Source organism: Mucilaginibacter sp. GW821-FHT07H05 (assembly GCF_059418485.1).
Map to the genome: position 1 here is coordinate 210,651 of NZ_JBWKPY010000005.1, position 16,941 is coordinate 227,591.

The window sequence follows — 16,941 nt, forward strand, 5'->3', positions numbered from 1 at the left end:
TAAGTAAATATAGCAATACTATTGGCTTGCTGCAGGTAAGGAAAAACCTAATTGCGTACCTGCGCCGGTGTTGCTTTCTACCCATATCCGGCCCTTATATTTTTCAATAAGGTCTTTGCAAAAAAGCAGGCCCATGCCCGTACCCGTTTCGTTTTCGGTACCGGGCATACTATTTACCCTTATTTTAAACAGGTTGGCTTTTTGCGTTTCGCTTAGGCCTGTACCATTATCCTTTACGATAAATTTAATCTCGTTATCTCCCCGCCATGCTGAGATATTGATCACACTATCGCGATGTGAAAACTTAATAGCATTGGTCAAAATATTATGGATCACTATGCGCACCGAGTTCGGCTCGGCCAATGCTATGGTGTCAGTTGCCATATCGCTATGTATTTGTATCTGTTTACTTTTTAGCTGGTCGTCCAAATAGCTCAGCTCCTGATTTAAAATATGGGCTATGGCGAAGCTTTGGGTAGTGTTTTTAGTATCATCAACCTGGCTGTTGATCCATGATAACAGGGTATCTAAAAAATCGGATGTGGTTTCCAGCTTACCAAATACCCGGGGAATCATCTCAACAAATTCATCGTGGGTAATGCTCTTATCGCTCATTAAGGCAAACAAGCCTCTCAATGTACTTAAAGGCGCACGCAAATCATGTGCTAAAACGGCTATCAGGCGGTCTTTCAACACATTCAGTTCAATTAGTTTATTTGCCTGCTGGTCAAGGTCGGTTTTTTGTTGCAGGATCTCCTTATTCTTATTGGCTAATAACTGGTTTGTTTTTTTATGCCTGAGCCTGGACCGGTAGTATATAATAATAATAACGGTAAGGATGGCGATCACTATGGCGGCAATAATATTGGTATTGCTTTGCCGGGTTATTTTTTGCTGATAAGCAAGGTTAGTTTCCCGCTGCCGTTTTTCAAAATCCAACTCCAGGTTGTACGATGTTAATTTTTGGATATTCTCGTTATTCTTCAGGCTATCCATCAGCGCGTTGTGTAATTGCTGTTGCTGATACGCCTCTTCAAAACGCTTTAGGCCGGCCAGGGCTTTGCTTACCTGCAAGGTGGCATCGGCTTTAGTGTTTAAGCTGCCTAAATTATTAGCGGTTTTTTGCGCCAGCAGGGCATAGGTATAGGCATTGGTATAATCATGCTCCAGGTTGTATACCATAGCCAATCCCAGATAAGCGTAAGCCTTATTGTACTTAATTTTATATTGCCCTGCCGATTGCAGCGACAGATTTAAATAATGCAGGGCACTATCGGGCTGCTGGGTATAGTAATGATACAGGCCCAGATCGTAATAAACCAGGCTGATCCCTTCTTTGTCGCCCATCCGGTGAAAGATCCCGGAAGCTTTATTAAAGTAGCCGATAGCATCCTTATATTTCTTCTGTGCCATCAAAACTTCGCCAATGTTTTGGTAAATGGTGCTAAGCCCCTGGGTGTCGTTTAGCTGATACCATATTTTATAGGCCTTATTATAATAGTTTAATGCCTTTGGATACAACTCCAGGTGCTGCATAATTACCCCTATGTTGCAATAATTATCGGCCGCGGCTAACTCGTCCTTGTGCTTAATATCAATGTTCAGCGCTTTAAAGTAGCAATCCAGCGCTTTAGAGAACTCGCCTTTATTATCGTAAGTGATACCGATGATGCCATAACAATCGGCAATGTCCATTTCCTTTCCTGCTTTTTTGCGAATAGCAAGCGCTTGATCAAAAAGCCGGATCGCCTGGTTATAATTCCCCAAAAAATCCTGCACCCGCCCCAGGCCTATCAAGCTTTCGCTGATGCCGTAGGGATTATTTATTTGCCTGTAAATTTGCAGCGCCTTGTTAAAATTACCGGCCGATGCGACATAATCGCTTCGGAAGGTATTAACCGAAGCTATTTCAACATAGGCATCGGCCAGGCCTTTTTTGTAATTAATTTTATTGGATAAGCCAATGGCTATGTTCGAATAATAAGTAGTGCTATCCGGGTACGATTCAAAATAATCTGCAGCCAGTTTGTTAAGCCGGTTTATGGTAAGTGTATCGGGTGTTTTTTGCTGAGTAGTTAAGGCTGGCGTAACCAGCTTTTTTAAACTATCGATGTTGCCGTGATGTGGTGCTGCCAATAAACAAAGGCCAGCCAGGTTGAATAAAATAAATAATGCGCAGCGATGTTTCAACCGGGTTTAATAAATAGTTTGGACTAATATAGACGTTTTAACCTTTAAACAAAAAAAGAGTACAGTATATCGCACAAAAAAGCCCCGACGATATCGGGGCTAAAATTATTTTATCTGCACATACGCATATTCACGCGTTTGCACATCCACTCCCCCTTTAGGGGGCCGGGGGGTTAAAGCACATTCCTCCAGCTTACCAAAGCGCCAATGATCTTGTCCAGGTCATCGGCCGGTACACGCTCCTGGGCCATGCTATCGCGATGGCGGATGGTTACGGTATTATCTTCCAATGTCTGGTGATCTACCGTGATACAGAAAGGCGTACCAATAGCATCCTGGCGGCGGTAGCGTTTGCCAATAGCATCCTTCTCTTCGTATTGAATATTGAAGTCAACCTTCAGCTTATCCATAATCTCGCGGGCTTTTTCGGGCAGACCATCTTTTTTGGTGAGCGGGAAAATAGCGGCTTTAACCGGGGCTAAGCAGGGGTGCAGGTGCAGCACGGTACGGCTGTCCTGTTTCTCGTCGGTGCTCAGGTCTTCTTCCTCGTAAGCGTTGATCAGCGTAAGCAGGAACATCCTGTCCAAACCAATAGAGGTTTCTATTACGTAAGGGATATAATTACCGTAAGGCTTGCCATCCTCGCCCAGTTCGGGATCAAAGTACTGCATTTTTTTGCCCGAGAATTTCTGGTGCTGGCTCAAATCAAAATCGGTACGGCTATGGATACCTTCTACCTCTTTAAACCCGAACGGAAATTCAAACTCAATATCAAAGGCAGCATCGGCGTAGTGGGCCAGCTTGGTATGCTCGTGATAGCGGTATTTGGTAGCATCGGTACCTAAAGCCAGGTGCCATTGCAGGCGGGTAGTTTTCCATTTCTCAAACCATTCCTTCTGCGTGCCGGGGCGGATGAAGAATTGCATCTCCATTTGCTCAAATTCGCGCATGCGGATAATGAACTGACGGGCGATCACCTCGTTACGGAAGGCCTTGCCAATTTGGGCGATACCGAAAGGGATCTTCATCCTGGCCGATTTTTGAACGTTCAAAAAGTTCACAAATATACCCTGCGCCGTTTCGGGGCGCAGGTAAATCGTGTCCGATTCATCAGCAATTGCGCCTACCTGTGTGCTAAACATCAGGTTAAACTGGCGTACTTCAGTCCAATCCGGTCGGTCTTTACTCAGCGGGTCTTTTATCTCGTGCTCAATAATTAATTCGCGCAGGCGGGGCAGGTCTTCGGCAACCAGTGCCTTGTTCATTTCAACCTCCAGCAATTCCGCCTGATCGGTTTGGCCGGCTTCGTCGTAGGCCGCTATCTTATCTTCCAGTAACTGATCGGCACGGTAACGTTTTTGCGTAACCTTGTTATCAATCATCGGGTCGCTAAAACCATCCACGTGGCCGCTGGCCTTCCATATTTTTGGATGCATAAATATGGCCGAATCAATCCCGACGATATTATCGTGCATTTGCACCATGGCTTTCCACCAGTAGGTTTTGATGTTATTCTTCAGCTCGGCGCCAAACTGGCCGTAATCATAAACAGCGCTCAGGCCATCATAGATCTCGCTGCTGGGGAAAACAAAGCCATACTCCTTGGCATGGGCAATTACATTTTTAAAAAGATCGTCGGTATTTGTACTCATAACGCTGCAAAGATATCATTTAGTCCGAAAGTCCGAAAGACCGTAAGTGTGCACTCGTAATTCACTTTCGGACTTTCCGACTTACGCGGACTTCCGGACTCTTAAAAATACACTATCTTATAAAACAGCACCATGCGGTAGTATTGAATAAACGTAAAAAAGGAGAGTCCAATTAACAGCGCTACAATAATGGTCCAAAAAAGGCGTGGTTTATAAAAGCGGTTAATGGCGAAGCCAGCGTACAAGGCAACGCAAATTTGAGTAATCAGGGCGTAGGCATTATCAAAATTGGGCGAGTAGCTAATATGAGTAATGGCATAAAAAGGTAAGGTAACCAGGTAAAAGCCGGCCAGCGCCAATAATAATATAAAAGCGCAAAAATGAGTGGCAAATACCAGATGCTCTACAAAATATTGCTTCTTCTTAAAAAAGAATAAGGCAAATAATGACCCATAAAACGGGATAAACAAAAAGATATATGTTTTTGACACTTCCTTTATCTGATCATTAAAAACCTGCGTGTACTCGGGCAGGGTAAGGTTTCTTTTGGCCAATAGTTCGGTTATAATATGTTGTGTATTATACCTGATAAAGGGCGTGTAAGTAATGTAGTTATACAAGCTAAGACTGTACATATTATTAAAGGCCAGTACAAAAAACAATAAGTTAATTACCAGAAAAAACGGAACAGGCCGCATAAAATATACCCGCCGGCCTTCGGTATAATCCAGCGTAAGCTGGCCGGGTTGGGTTATCAGTGTTTTAATGGTACGCAAAAACTTATTATCAAAATGGATAAAACTCTCGAAGGTTTCTTCCAAAAAATGTTTTAGCGATAATTGCTTGGTGCTGAATGATTTTTCGCCGCAGGCAGGACAATAGTTTTCGGGGTGGTTATTACCGCAGGTTTTGCAATCTGTAGACTTAGTGATGATCATGGTTTTGAGTTTGCTTATGCAAGATAAAAAGAATGTGCGGATGTGCAAATGTGCGGGTATGCAGATGTATAGAGTATCAATGACCCAATGACAGCGCAGCGTAATGACTCAATGACCATTTGACAAGCCTTGCTCGTACCTCGCTTCGGGGTTTTCCGCTGCTACCGGGTTTAGGTTTGAACGGGTATCGGCTGTTGTAATGATAAATTCGGCTAAAGCCATTTTCTTTGCATCCCAGTTATCCGTCCCATGAATGGGACGGCAATGAATTATAAAAACTATATTTCATTGCCGTTGGCTTCAGCCAACGGAACAGGCAGCCATAAAAGATGGCTTTAGCCAAACCTTCCCAATTTTCTCACATCTCTTATCTCACATCTCAAATCTAACATCTACCTTTGACGGCAATGAGCATCAGCGTGCAATCCCTCACCAAAGTATATGGCAGCCAAAAAGCTGTTGATGGCATTAGCTTTACCGCGCAACCGGGTGTGCTGGGCTTTTTAGGCCCTAACGGAGCGGGTAAATCAACCACCATGAAAATGCTGACGGGTTTTATCCCCCAAACATCGGGCTCGGCTACGGTTTGCGGGTTTGATGTAACTGCGCAATCGCTGGAGGTACGCAGCCGCATAGGCTACCTGCCCGAAAATAACCCGCTTTACCTGGATATGTACGTGAAAGAATCGCTGGCCTTTATTGCGGGCATACACGGCCTGAAAAACCCCGGCGAGCGTATTAAGGAAGTAATTGAATTAACCGGACTTGCACCCGAACAGCATAAAAAAATAGGGCAGCTATCGCGCGGATACCGCCAGCGGGTAGGCCTGGCGCAAGCCATCCTGCACGATCCTGAAGTACTGGTGCTGGATGAACCCACATCGGGGCTGGACCCTAACCAACTGATCGGCATCCGCCAGCTGATCAGTGATCTGGGGAAAACCAAAACCATTATCCTCAGCACCCATATTATGCAGGAAGTAGAGGCCGTTTGCAACCAGGTGATCATTATTAACCAGGGCAAAATAGTAGCCGATGATACCCTGAAAGGTTTAACCGATGCCCACAAAGGCCAATCGCTCGAACAGATATTTATCAGGCTGACCAATAATTAATAGCTATTAAATTATATTTTTGCACCACACCAAATCACTAACACCATGAAAAAACACGTATTATTATTTTTATCAATTGTAGCCTTTACTATTACCGCATCCGCGCAAAAGAAAATAGTTGGCGGTAAATTTAACCTTGCTGCAGAAGGCGCTATCCCTGTTGGCAGCGCCAGTGATGCTTATAGTTTTGGCATTGGCATATCGGGTAAGTTTGAAGCCCCGCTTGCGGACAAGGTAAATTTTACAGCCAATTTGGGTTATACCAGTTTTATGATCAAGGATGATGTTAAAAAATTATTGGCCGCTTTTGGCGATAACTCATCAGCGCGCGGGTTTGTACCGGTTGAGGCTGGTTTAAAATATCATTTTACCCCTATATTTTATGGCGAGGGCCAGATAGGCGCGGCTATTGGCACTAAAAGCGGTGTAGGTACTGCATTTGCCTATACGCCGGGTATTGGCCTTATTTTCCCTGCAAGCAATGGTAATGCTGTTGATGTAGGCTTCCGTTATGAGGGATGGGTAAAAGATGGGGATACATTAGGCTTTATCGGCTTGCGTTTAGCCTATAAATTCAGCTTATAATATTTCATTAATAAAACAGTTTTAAGGGGGATAGCGCCACGGGCATTATCCCCCTTTTTAATGGAATAAATGTATTTTTAACGCTGTAAATCAAATACCCTTATATGAAAAAAATATTACTCATGATGCTCGTCGCATCAGGCATCGCTTTAACTGCAAAAGCTCAGGAATACCCACGCACCGCTTTTAGCATAGGCCCCGAAATGGGCTTGCCATCTAACAGCGTATATAATTTTGGATATGGCGCTTCGGCTAAAATAGAGATCCCGGTAGCGGGTAAAATCGGTCTGTCGTTTACGGGCGGCTATAGCACGTTTAATTATAAAAGTTCGCTCATCGGCGCCTTCGGGCCGCAGGCCCCCAGCAAGTTTATCCCTTTAAAAGCAGGGCTGCGTTATGGCGTTAGCACCGGGCTTTACCTGGAGGTTGAAGGCGGCGATGTCATAGAAACTACCAGCAACTTCACCAACCCCAGCCGCAACCTGTTCGCCTTCTCTATCGGGCCGGGTTTCCTGTTCAGGTTAAGCCAAAAGCAAAATATCGACCTGGGGTTCCGTTACGAACAATGGTCTAAAAACGCGCTGAAACAAACCGCAATCAGGGTAGCGTACCGGATTGGATGGTAAGTATGGTTACAGCAGCTATAGAAAGCTACCGCTCATTTTCAAAAAACGGGCTGGTTAACCATGCGACAAGCTAATGACCCAATGACAGCGCAGCGTAATGACTCAATGACCAATAACTACTCCACCACTATTTCATCCGCGAAAATATAACTCGGGCTGCCCTTGCTTTCGTGCCAATCGGGCAGGGGGCCGTATTGTTTGGCAATGAGCTTAATATAACGGGCGCGGGTGTTGAGCGCGCCGGTATAGGTTTGGGTGGCGATGGTTTCGTCTTTAATATCGGTTTTGGTATCTACACGGGTAACATCGCGGTAGGTTTGGCCGTCGTCGGATACCTGGTACTGTACATACCGGGGGAACACGATCCACGAGCGGGAATCCTGCAGGGTGGTGATGCTGACCTGCTTAATGGGTTTCACCGCGCCCATATCCAGTATGGCAACTAAATCCTTCCCCTGGTAGCCCTGCCAGTTGCCTAAGCGCCAGTTGGTGGTACCATGCAGGCCGTCAATCAAAGCGTCCTGACCTTCGGCGGCATAGTTAGGCAGGTATTTGTTGATCAAACTCAACTTGGCATCGCCCTTGGTTTTGGTGAAGGTGCCTGCGTTTACCTTACTGCTTTTGCCATCCTTAACGGCAATGGCTTTGATGGTAGTTGTAGCGCTGACGGTAACCGGAGCGGTGTACAAGGTAGACGCGGCAGTTGGCATGCTGCCATCGGTAGTATAGTAGAGCCGATCTCCATCCCCGCTGCTGTTAATGGTAACCGTGGTGTTATCCTTAAAGGTGCGGCTGCCCCCGGTAAAGTATGGGTTAGGGACAATCAGGTTATCGGTTACCTTGCTGGTTGGTTTCTCCAGTTCCTGCACAAACAGGCGGTTTGGCAGCCGGCCCGCAAAGTATTCAAAATCGCCGCCTTTGGCCATATCATCGTAATCAATATAGAGCTTGTTGTAGGGTTTTTTGTTAAGGTTCATACCCTGCATATAAATGTTGTTTTGCGATACGGCGCTATTGGTAATGGTAAACTTCTTCCCGTTCTCCAGGCTGATCACCGCCTTATCAAACTGTGGCAAACCTACCATAAACTGCTGCTGACCGGGACTTAGGTTATAGATCCCCAAAGCGCTCATCACATACCAGGCCGACATTTGTCCGCAGTCCTCGTTACCGGCCAAACCATCCGGACCGTCCTTGTACTGTTCCTTCATAATTTTGCTCAGATACAGCTGGGTTTTGGTAGGGTCGTCGGTAAAGTTATACAGGTAGGCCATGTGGTGGCTCGGCTCGTTACCATGGGCATACTGACCAATCAGGCCGGTAATATCAGCCTGCTCGCGGCCGCTTAGCTTGCTGCTGGTGGTAAACAGTTCGTCCAACTTGGCTTCAAATTTTTCCTTGCCGCCCATTTTTGCCATCAGAGTTTCCTCATCGTGCGGAACCAAAAAGGCATATTGCCAGGCATTGCCTTCGGTGTAATTATTGTTTACTTCGGTAGGCTCAAAGGGCAGGAACCAGCCGCCGTTAACGCGGGCCTGCATAAAGCCGTTTTGATTATTGTACTGATTTTTCCAGTACTGCGCGCGCTGAATATATTCGGCATAATCCTGCTGCTTACCCAGCATTTTGGCAAACTGGGCAATGCACCAATCGTCAAAAGCATACTCCAGGGTTTTCGATACCGATTCGTGCTCATCATCGGCCAAAACCACACCGTTCTTTTTGTACGAATCTAAACCGAACTGGTTACGGTTCACCGCTTCCTTCATGGCGCGCAGGGCCTTGTCGGTATTAAAATCGCGCACACCTTTGGCATAGGCATCTACAATTACAGGGATACTGTGGTTACCCACCATGCAATACGTCTCGGATGATCCTACCGGCCATACGGGCAGCAGGCCGCCATCATCATACATAGCTAAAAAGGTCTTGATGAAATCGAGCGTGCGTTTTTTATCGATCAGGGATAGCAGCGGATGCTCGGCGCGATAGGTATCCCACAAACTAAAGATGGTATAGTAGTTAAAGCCGTTAGCTGTATGCACTTTTTGATCCATGCCGCGGTATTGTCCATCCACATCGTTATACACATTAGGGGCCAGCATACTATGGTAAAGGGCGGTATAAAAGATAGTGCGTTTGATCTTGCCGTAATCTATAAACACCGGTTTAACCCGCTGGTTAGGGTTGGGGTTGTAGCCACCATAAGGGTTGTAGCCACCGTAGCTGTTCTGCGCGTTCTGCACCGACTGCGATTGCGGCGGCGCGCCGCCTTCTACCTGGATCTTGGCCAGTTCGTTCATCCACAGGTTATGGGCATCCTTTTGTACCTTTTTAAAGTCGAAGTCGGGTACCTCGGTATCCAGGTTCTTTAAAGCGCCGTCGGTGCTTACAGATGAGATGCCAACCTTGCTGATCACCTCGCCGGGATTGTCAAACACCAGCACCATCTTCACATTTTTGCCTTCAACCCTGGTTTTGCCGTCCTGCGGCTGATCATCCAAGGCAATGCTGTAGCTTTTAAAAGGCTTGCTGAACTTGGCGTAGAAATATACATACTGATCTTTAGCCCATGAGCGCGACCGGCGGAATCCCTTCACCTCGTGGTTACTCACCATCTCCACCCACGATTCTATTACGTTGTCGCGATGTTTCAGGTCGATGATAATATTGGCCTGGGGGGTGCTTGGGTAATCGTAACGGTGCACGCCTACACGGGTGGTAGCCGTCAGTTCCACGCCGATGTTATATTTATCCAGTTTGGTTTTATAGTAGCCGGGCTGGCCTGTCTCGTTCTTCTTTTTAAAGCCCGAACGGTATTCGGTATTCAGCAGCTTTGGCTCGCCGGTGGTAGGCATAAACAGGATGTCGGCATAGTCGGCAATGCCGGTACCGCTCAGGTGCGTATGCGAGAAACCGTAAACCACGGTATCGGTATAATGGTAACCCGAGCAGCCATCCCAGCCTTCTAAACGGGTATCTGGACTTAACTGCACCATCCCAAACGGAACCACTGCCCCGGGGTAGGTGTGGCCATGACCGCCTGTGCCTAAAAATACATTTACATTGGGGGTATTATCCACCTTTTTTTGTGCCAGCGCCGGCAGCGTTAAACAGCCCACGGCCACAGGTAAAATAAAACGGAATAAGAACTTCATTAACAGGTTATTTTAAAGCTTTTTAATAAACGCAAATTAAGGCTTTATTGTTGTTTTTGGGTAATAAAATTGTTGGCGGGCTGCATGGTGGTAATTTAACCACAAAGGGCGCAAAGGTTTACACAAAGAACACAAAGGCAGTACGCAAACTATATACTTACTATTTCGTTTACTTTGTGGCCTTTGTGATTTTTCCCTTTGTGTGCTTTGTGGTTAAATCTTGAAGCAATTATTTAACTTTGTTAGTATATCATACCCCGTAATTATGAAAAATAGAGATTCGAGCCTGCTTTACCTGTTCTTAGGCATTTACGCTATGATGGTAAGCTGGTACTACAACCATTCGCTGATCATCCTGCTGTTAAGCTGGATCTTCTGGCCGGTATACCTCATGTACGAACTGCTTATCGGCCACCTTGCCCACGGCATGTGGAAGACGATACCGTTATCGTATTTTAAGTAGGTTTTTGTGATTGCGGGTTATCAAAGCCCGGCGGGACTTTAAAGGTGTACATGATATGGGAAGCGGGGTTTGTGCGATTCCCCTCTTGAGAGGGGTGGAGGGGTGTGTCCTTTTGGCGATATGCAATTCGGTTAGGACACACCCCTGCCACTACACTTTCCAACGCGCCCCCTCTCAAGAGGGGAATCAAAAACAAACACGTCATTGCGAGCGATAGCGTGGCAATCTCGTAGGTAGTTTAAAAGCGACGAGATTGCCACGTCGCCTCATCACACAAAGTCCTCGTTTGCTCCTCGCAATGACAAATTGTAAATATAAGACACAAAAAAAGAGGCACAACGAATTGTGCCTCTGCGGTATAAATTTCCCCCTTAAGGGGGTAAGGGGGCTATCTAACGGCGCCTATCCGCTTCAGTAATTTGCGGTTTTCCCTGCGATGGATGAGTTTGTACACCATAGCGTAAATAACCGGCAGCAGCAACAGCGTAAGGATGGTGGAGGTCACCAATCCGCCAATTACAACTACAGCCAGGGGCTTCTGTGTTTCGCTGCCTATACCGGTTGATATGGCGGCGGGCATCAGGCCTATGGCGGCCATCAGGGCGGTCATTACTACAGGGCGCACACGCGAGACCACACCTTCCAGTATGGCCTCGTCCAAATGCATACCGGCTTCCAGGTTTTTGCGGAACACTGATATCAGGATCACTCCGTTTTGGATACATACCCCAAACAGGGCAATAAAGCCAATCCCTGCCGATATGCTAAAGTTGATCCCCGTAATATGCAGGGCCAGGATCCCGCCGATGAGGGCAAAAGGCACGTTCAATATCACCAGCGAGGCATCCTTTACGTTACCAAAGGTGATGAACAGGATAAGGAAGATCACCAATAAACAGATAGGCACTACGTGTGCCAGGGTATTTGATGCGCGGGTTTGGTTTTCAAACTCGCCCGCCCAGGCAATGGTATAACCCTGGTCTAAATGTACCATACGCGCTACCTTGGCCTGCGCTTCGGCAATGGTGCTGCCCAGATCGCGCCCGCGGTTACTGAATTTTACGGCAATGTGGCGGGTATTATTGTCGCGGTAAATAAATGCCGGACCAGTAATGGTTTTTATTTGGGCAATCTCCTTAATGGCTATTTTCGATCCGTTAAGCGTAGGCACCATCAGGTTTTCGATCTTATCCTGTGTATCCCTGAAATCCTTTTGATAGCGTACGCGGATATCAAAATGGCGCTCGCCTTCGTACAGTTCCGTAGCGGCTTTACCGCCTATGGCCATCTCTATTACGGCGTTGGCATCGGCAGTAGATACGCCGTACAAGGCCATCTTCCGCTGGTCCAGCTCTATCCTAAACTCGGGCTGGCCTAAATTACGCAGTACGCCCAGGTCATCCACGCCTTTCACGGTTTTCAATACACGGAGCACTTCGTCGGCTTTTTCATCCAGTACCTTAAAGTCCGGGCCGAAGATCTTCACCGCCAGGGCGGCATTTACCCCCGCCACGGCTTCCTCTACGTTATCGCGAATGGGCTGCGAGTAGTTAAATACGGCTCCCGGTATTTTGGTCAGCTGCGCGTCCATCTGGTCTATCAGGTCATCGCCGGAAACGCCTTTGGGCCATTCTTTCTTATTCTTCAGGTCCACCTGGATCTGTACATCAAAGAAACCCTTAGGGTCGGTACCGTCGTTGGTGCGGCCCACCTGTGCCAGCGTTTGCTTCACCTCGGGGAATTTCTCCAATATCTGCATCATCTTTTGGTTAATGCTTTCGGCTTCGGGCAGCGATACGCTCATGGGCAGTTCGGCTTCTACCCAAAGTGCACCTTCATTCAGATCGGGCAAAAACTCCGAACCTAAAAAGCGTGCAGAGAAGAATGTAAGCGCCATAAAGGCTATCGCCACCAGCAAACTCAGCTTTTGGTTACGATAAGTAAAGCTGAACATCCGCTTAACGCCGTTTTCAAAGAAATTAACCACAGGGTTATGTTTTTCCCTCACATTCTTCCTCAACAGGATACTGGATAAGGCAGGCACTAAGGTGAGTGTAAAGATCAAAGCGCCTAACAAGGCAAAACCCAGTGTATAAGCCAGCGGAGAGAACATCTTACCCTCCACCTTCTGGAAAGCGAAGATGGGGATCAGGCAGGTGATGATGATCAGCTTGGAGAAGAAGATGGCCTTGCCCATTTCGGCACCCACGTTTTTAAACAAGCCCAGTTTAGCCAGGCCGTTAAACTTTTGCATGCCTACCTCTTTGGCTTTATGGTCAAGCGCTACAAAAATGCCCTCTACCATCACCACGGCGCCATCTATAATGATCCCAAAGTCGACCGCCCCCATGCTGAGCAGGTTGGCGCTCATGCCTTTTATCCGCATACAAATAAAGGCAAACAGTAAGGCCAGGGGGATAATGATAGCTACGGTTAAGGTAGTGCGCCAGTCGGCCATAAAGAGGAACACAATAACGGTTACCAGCACAATGCCCTCCAGCAGGTTATGGATCACCGTTTCGGTACAAAAATCCATCAGGTTGGTACGGTCGTAAAAGGTGTCGATCTTTACATCCTTGGGCAGTACGTTCTGGTTCAGGTCTTTCACCTTATCGCGCACACGCTCCAGTACCTCGGCCGGGTTTTCGCCCTTGCGCATTACGATGATGCCCTCAATTACATCTTTTTGCTTATCGCGGCTAACTTGTCCCAAACGCGGCAGGCCTGCTTCGTGCACGTCTGCTACGTCTTTAGCCAGGATAGGCACATTATTTACGTTTTTGATGATGATGTTCCTGATCTCGTCCACATTACCGATCAACCCGATGCCGCGCACCACATAAGCCTGGTCGTTCTTTTCTATCACATCGCCGCCCACGTTAATATTGCTGCGGTTAATGGCGGTAAACACATCCAGCGATGTCAGGTTATACTTTTGCAGCAAAGCGGGGTTCACGCTCACCTCATAGCTTTTTTCCTCGCCGCCAAAGCTGTTCACATCGGCCACGCCGGGTACCGATTTAAACTGGCGGTCCAATATCCAATCCTGTATGGCGGTCAGCTCATGCAGGGATTTGGTTTTGCTTTTCAGCGTGTAGCGGTAGATCTCGCCGGTAGGGCCATAAGGCGGCTCAATTTCGGGTTTCACACCATCGGGCAGGTCGGCATTGGCCAGGCGGCTTAATACCTGCTGGCGGGCAAAGGCATCGTCTACATCGTCATCAAAAATAATGCGGGTGTACGATAAGCCAAAGGCCGATGTAGTGCGCAGGTTTGATTTTTTTTGTACCGAATTGAGCACCGTTTCTATCGGGATGGTGATAAATTTCTCCACCTCCTCGGCGCTGCGGCCGGGCCATTGGGCTATGATGATGATCTGCGTATTGGTTACGTCGGGGAAGGTCTCAATTGGCGTATTGCTGTAGCTCCATACCCCGATCACCACCAGAATGGCGGTCATAAAGAACACGAAGTAGCGGTGCCTGAGCGAGAAATAGATAATATTTTTAATGAACTTGTTCATCTTTGTTGGTCATTAGTTATAAGTCAATGGTCGTTAGTCGTTAGTCAAAAGTCATTAGTCCGTTATTACCGACTTCAGACTTAAATCTCAGGACTTCCGACTTAATCAGCCGTTAGCGCATCGTAAAGCAAGAGCTGGTTTTTGGAGATCACCTTATCGCCGGGTTGCAGGCCGCTGCCGATATAGGTTACATCATCCACGGTTTTTATTACGCTTACCTCGCGTACTTTCAGGTCGCATTTGCTGTTATAAACCACCACATAGTTCTTGCTGCTGTCAAACACAATGGCCTTAGCCGGTACCGATACCGATTGCCGGTTCTCGTTATTGGTGATCACTACGTTGGTGAACATCTCGGGTTTCAGCAGCATATCGGGGTTGGGCAGGGCAATCTTGATCTTCATGACCTTGTTATCCGGATCAAGCACCGAGCTTACCTCATTCACCTTACCTGAAAAAACCTTGCCGGGATAGGCGATGGTAGTTACCCGGGCATTATAACCCACCTTTACCTTGCTGATATCGCTCTCGAACACGTTGGCCCAGATCCACACATCCTTCATATTGCTGATGGTGAACATGCTGCCATTATTATCCTGGCGGATAAAGCTACCGGCGGTAATATTCTTTTCGATGATATAGCCGCTTTCGGGCGCTTTGATCACCAGCATGCCGTTCTCGTTGGTATTACCGCCGCCGTTAATAGACAAGGCCGATTTTACCTTGCGGTTAGCCGATACCGCTTTGTTGTAGTTTTCCTTAGCCTCGGTATAATCCCGCTCGCTGCTGATGCCGTTTTTGTACAGGTATTCGGCCTGGTCAAGCTGGCGTTTGGCAATGGCCAGATCGGAATTGGTGGACGACAGATCGGTATAATTACCAGCCACGTCGGCGCTGCGCATGACCGCCAGGGTTTGGCCCTTGCTCACCTTATCGCCCAGCGAAACTTTTACATCGATCACCTGACCGCTGCTGAAGGGGAATACCTTTACCACGTTATTATCATCGCTGGATACCTCGCCCGAAAGACTTAACTCATCCTTCATGGTGGTGGTTTTGGCGGTATCGATAGTGATCATCTTCGCCAGCGAATCGCTGATGCAAACGGCTTTGCTGCCGGTATCTTCCTGTTTTTTCTCGTGGCAGGCCGTCAGGCAAAGTACTGCGGATATGCCGGCCAGGATCATTTCTTTTTTCATTGTGTGTTATATTATGGGGCGTTTAGATTAGGGTTTAATTACGGTTGTGCCGGTAGCGAAGTTGAGATCGGCAATGGCTTTTTGCAGGTTGTATTGCTGCTGTAATATCTTCAGCTTGGTATCCTTATAAGTATCAAAAAAGTCGACAAACTCAATCAGGCCTATCTGCCTTTCCTGAAAGCTTTTCAGCATACTTTTGTACAGCTTATCGTACTGATCGTTAAAAGCGGTTTGCTGGGTGCTGAATAATTGCTGATTGAGATTATACTGGTTCACGGCCGCTACCACATCGTTCTTCAGACGGCTTTCGTTATCCTTCACCACAGTCTCCTGGCTCATCATATTATACTTAGCCGATTTGATATTGCCCTGGTTGCGGTTAAAAAAGGGTAGGGGCAAGCCAATCTGTAAACCGTAATAATTAGGGGCATAGCTGCTGTTTTTGTCGTAAGCTACGCCAATGGTCACATCGGGCGATGCCATAGCTTTTTGTAACGTAAGGTTATGCGTAGCCGATGCCAGCTGGTATTGGTTGCCCAGATAATCGGCGCGGTTGGCCTTGGCCTGCTCTATCAGCGCGGGGATATCCAGCGTTACACTTTTATCGGCCGCATCATTGATTATAGGGGATACAAAGGTAGTTTCCTTAGTTTGCAGCAGCGTTTTCAATTCGGTTTGCAGGTCGTTGATCTGTTTGCTGTTCTCTACCATATCGTTTTGCAGGCCGAACAGGAGGGCCTTAAGGCGGATCAGGTCCTTCATCGAGGTATTCCCCGCATCGTACGATTTTTGAATCGCATTCACCAGGTTGGTAGCTGATGAGATCTCGTTCTGATAAACCTTGCCCTGTTCAATCAGCGTAGCCAGCTGACTAAAATCCAGTTGCAGATTATAGCGCAGGTTACGCATCAGATCGTTAAACTGGGCTTCCTGTACCCGGGCATCGTCCTTAGCCACCTGCACTTGCTTGCCGCGTTTACCGGCAGTTTGGAAAACCTGGCTTAGCTGCACAAATACTTGTCCCTCGCCTAAGTTGTTGTTGTGGTAAAAGAACTTTTTGCTGCCGCCATCATAAATGTTCTGATCGGTGCTTAAAACCGGGTTATCCCACAGTTTGGCCTGATCTACCATGGCTTTACTGGCTTCTATACTGTATTTCTGCGCCAGCAGGGCCAGGTTATTTTGCAAAAACTGCTTTTCAGCATCCTGGAAATTGAGCCTTAGCGTATCTGTTTGCGCATTGGCCGCCTGGGTTAGGGCAATAGCAAGCCCACAGAATAATCCTATTCTTATTTTTTGTTTGAGCATCGGAGTTTAATCAATTCTACCCTACAAAAATTGATAATCAGTATGAAGTTTTTATGAAGTGTAAAATGTACACGTAATGGAGTTATTGGTAAAAAATGATGGCTTGCCTATGGCGGTCTCCGTTTTATAAATTCTTGTGTTGCCTGCACATTAACCCCGCTCTCCGTGGGCTCACTATTTCCAT

The 16,941-nt window shown here is 47.1% G+C and carries 11 protein-coding genes; 4 read left to right on the top strand and 7 right to left on the bottom strand.

The features are described 5' to 3' along the window. Positions 1-18: 18 nt before the first annotated feature. The 3 genes from AC07M6_RS14930 to AC07M6_RS14940 form a co-directional block, all read right to left on the bottom strand. Entirely contained in the window at positions 19-2,136 is a 2,118-nt protein-coding gene (locus AC07M6_RS14930) for a tetratricopeptide repeat-containing sensor histidine kinase (RefSeq protein WP_494890724.1), read from the bottom strand. Between the two features lie 227 nt (positions 2,137-2,363). Next, positions 2,364-3,842, bottom strand: coding sequence for a glycine--tRNA ligase (locus tag AC07M6_RS14935; protein ID WP_494890726.1), 1,479 nt, complete (start codon positions 3,840-3,842; stop codon positions 2,364-2,366). Positions 3,843-3,943: 101 nt separating this feature from the next. Next, the gene (locus AC07M6_RS14940; protein WP_494890728.1) at positions 3,944-4,780 is read right to left on the bottom strand and encodes a DUF3667 domain-containing protein; all 837 of its coding nucleotides are present in this window, start codon (positions 4,778-4,780) and stop codon (positions 3,944-3,946) included. A gap of 407 nt (positions 4,781-5,187) precedes the next feature. Between AC07M6_RS14940 and AC07M6_RS14945 the strand changes: the two genes are divergently transcribed. The 3 genes from AC07M6_RS14945 to AC07M6_RS14955 all read left to right on the top strand — a co-directional run bounded on the left by AC07M6_RS14945 (position 5,188) and on the right by AC07M6_RS14955 (position 7,106). Further along, the gene (locus tag AC07M6_RS14945; RefSeq protein WP_494890730.1) at positions 5,188-5,895 is read left to right on the top strand and encodes an ATP-binding cassette domain-containing protein; all 708 of its coding nucleotides are present in this window, start codon (positions 5,188-5,190) and stop codon (positions 5,893-5,895) included. A 45-nt stretch (positions 5,896-5,940) separates the two neighbouring features. Then, positions 5,941-6,480 (top strand): hypothetical protein, encoded by a 540-nt coding sequence (locus tag AC07M6_RS14950; protein ID WP_494890732.1) that lies wholly within the window; start codon positions 5,941-5,943, stop codon positions 6,478-6,480. Between the two features lie 104 nt (positions 6,481-6,584). Then, positions 6,585-7,106 carry a hypothetical protein gene (locus AC07M6_RS14955; RefSeq protein ID WP_494890734.1) on the top strand — a complete coding sequence of 174 codons (522 nt, stop codon included), beginning with the start codon at positions 6,585-6,587 and terminating at the stop codon, positions 7,104-7,106. 116 nt (positions 7,107-7,222) lie between these two features. On the opposite strand, the gene AC07M6_RS14960 is transcribed toward AC07M6_RS14955, so the two are convergent. Then, positions 7,223-10,264 (bottom strand): GH92 family glycosyl hydrolase, encoded by a 3,042-nt coding sequence (locus AC07M6_RS14960; RefSeq protein WP_494890736.1) that lies wholly within the window; start codon positions 10,262-10,264, stop codon positions 7,223-7,225. A gap of 265 nt (positions 10,265-10,529) precedes the next feature. Here AC07M6_RS14960 and AC07M6_RS14965 point away from each other — a divergent pair, with 265 nt between their 5' ends. After that, on the top strand, positions 10,530-10,727 hold the full coding sequence (locus tag AC07M6_RS14965) for a hypothetical protein (RefSeq protein ID WP_494890738.1): 198 nt from the start codon (positions 10,530-10,532) through the stop codon (positions 10,725-10,727). A gap of 388 nt (positions 10,728-11,115) precedes the next feature. Here AC07M6_RS14965 and AC07M6_RS14970 read toward each other — a convergent pair whose 3' ends face one another. The 3 genes from AC07M6_RS14970 to AC07M6_RS14980 all read right to left on the bottom strand — a co-directional run bounded on the left by AC07M6_RS14970 (position 11,116) and on the right by AC07M6_RS14980 (position 16,757). After that, a complete protein-coding gene (locus AC07M6_RS14970) occupies positions 11,116-14,250 on the bottom strand; it encodes an efflux RND transporter permease subunit (RefSeq protein WP_494890740.1) in 3,135 nt (1,044 codons plus the stop codon). A 101-nt stretch (positions 14,251-14,351) separates the two neighbouring features. Next, on the bottom strand, positions 14,352-15,449 hold the full coding sequence (locus AC07M6_RS14975; RefSeq protein WP_494890742.1) for an efflux RND transporter periplasmic adaptor subunit: 1,098 nt from the start codon (positions 15,447-15,449) through the stop codon (positions 14,352-14,354). 27 nt (positions 15,450-15,476) lie between these two features. Next, the gene (locus AC07M6_RS14980) at positions 15,477-16,757 is read right to left on the bottom strand and encodes a TolC family protein (RefSeq protein WP_494890744.1); all 1,281 of its coding nucleotides are present in this window, start codon (positions 16,755-16,757) and stop codon (positions 15,477-15,479) included. Positions 16,758-16,941 lie beyond the last annotated feature (184 nt).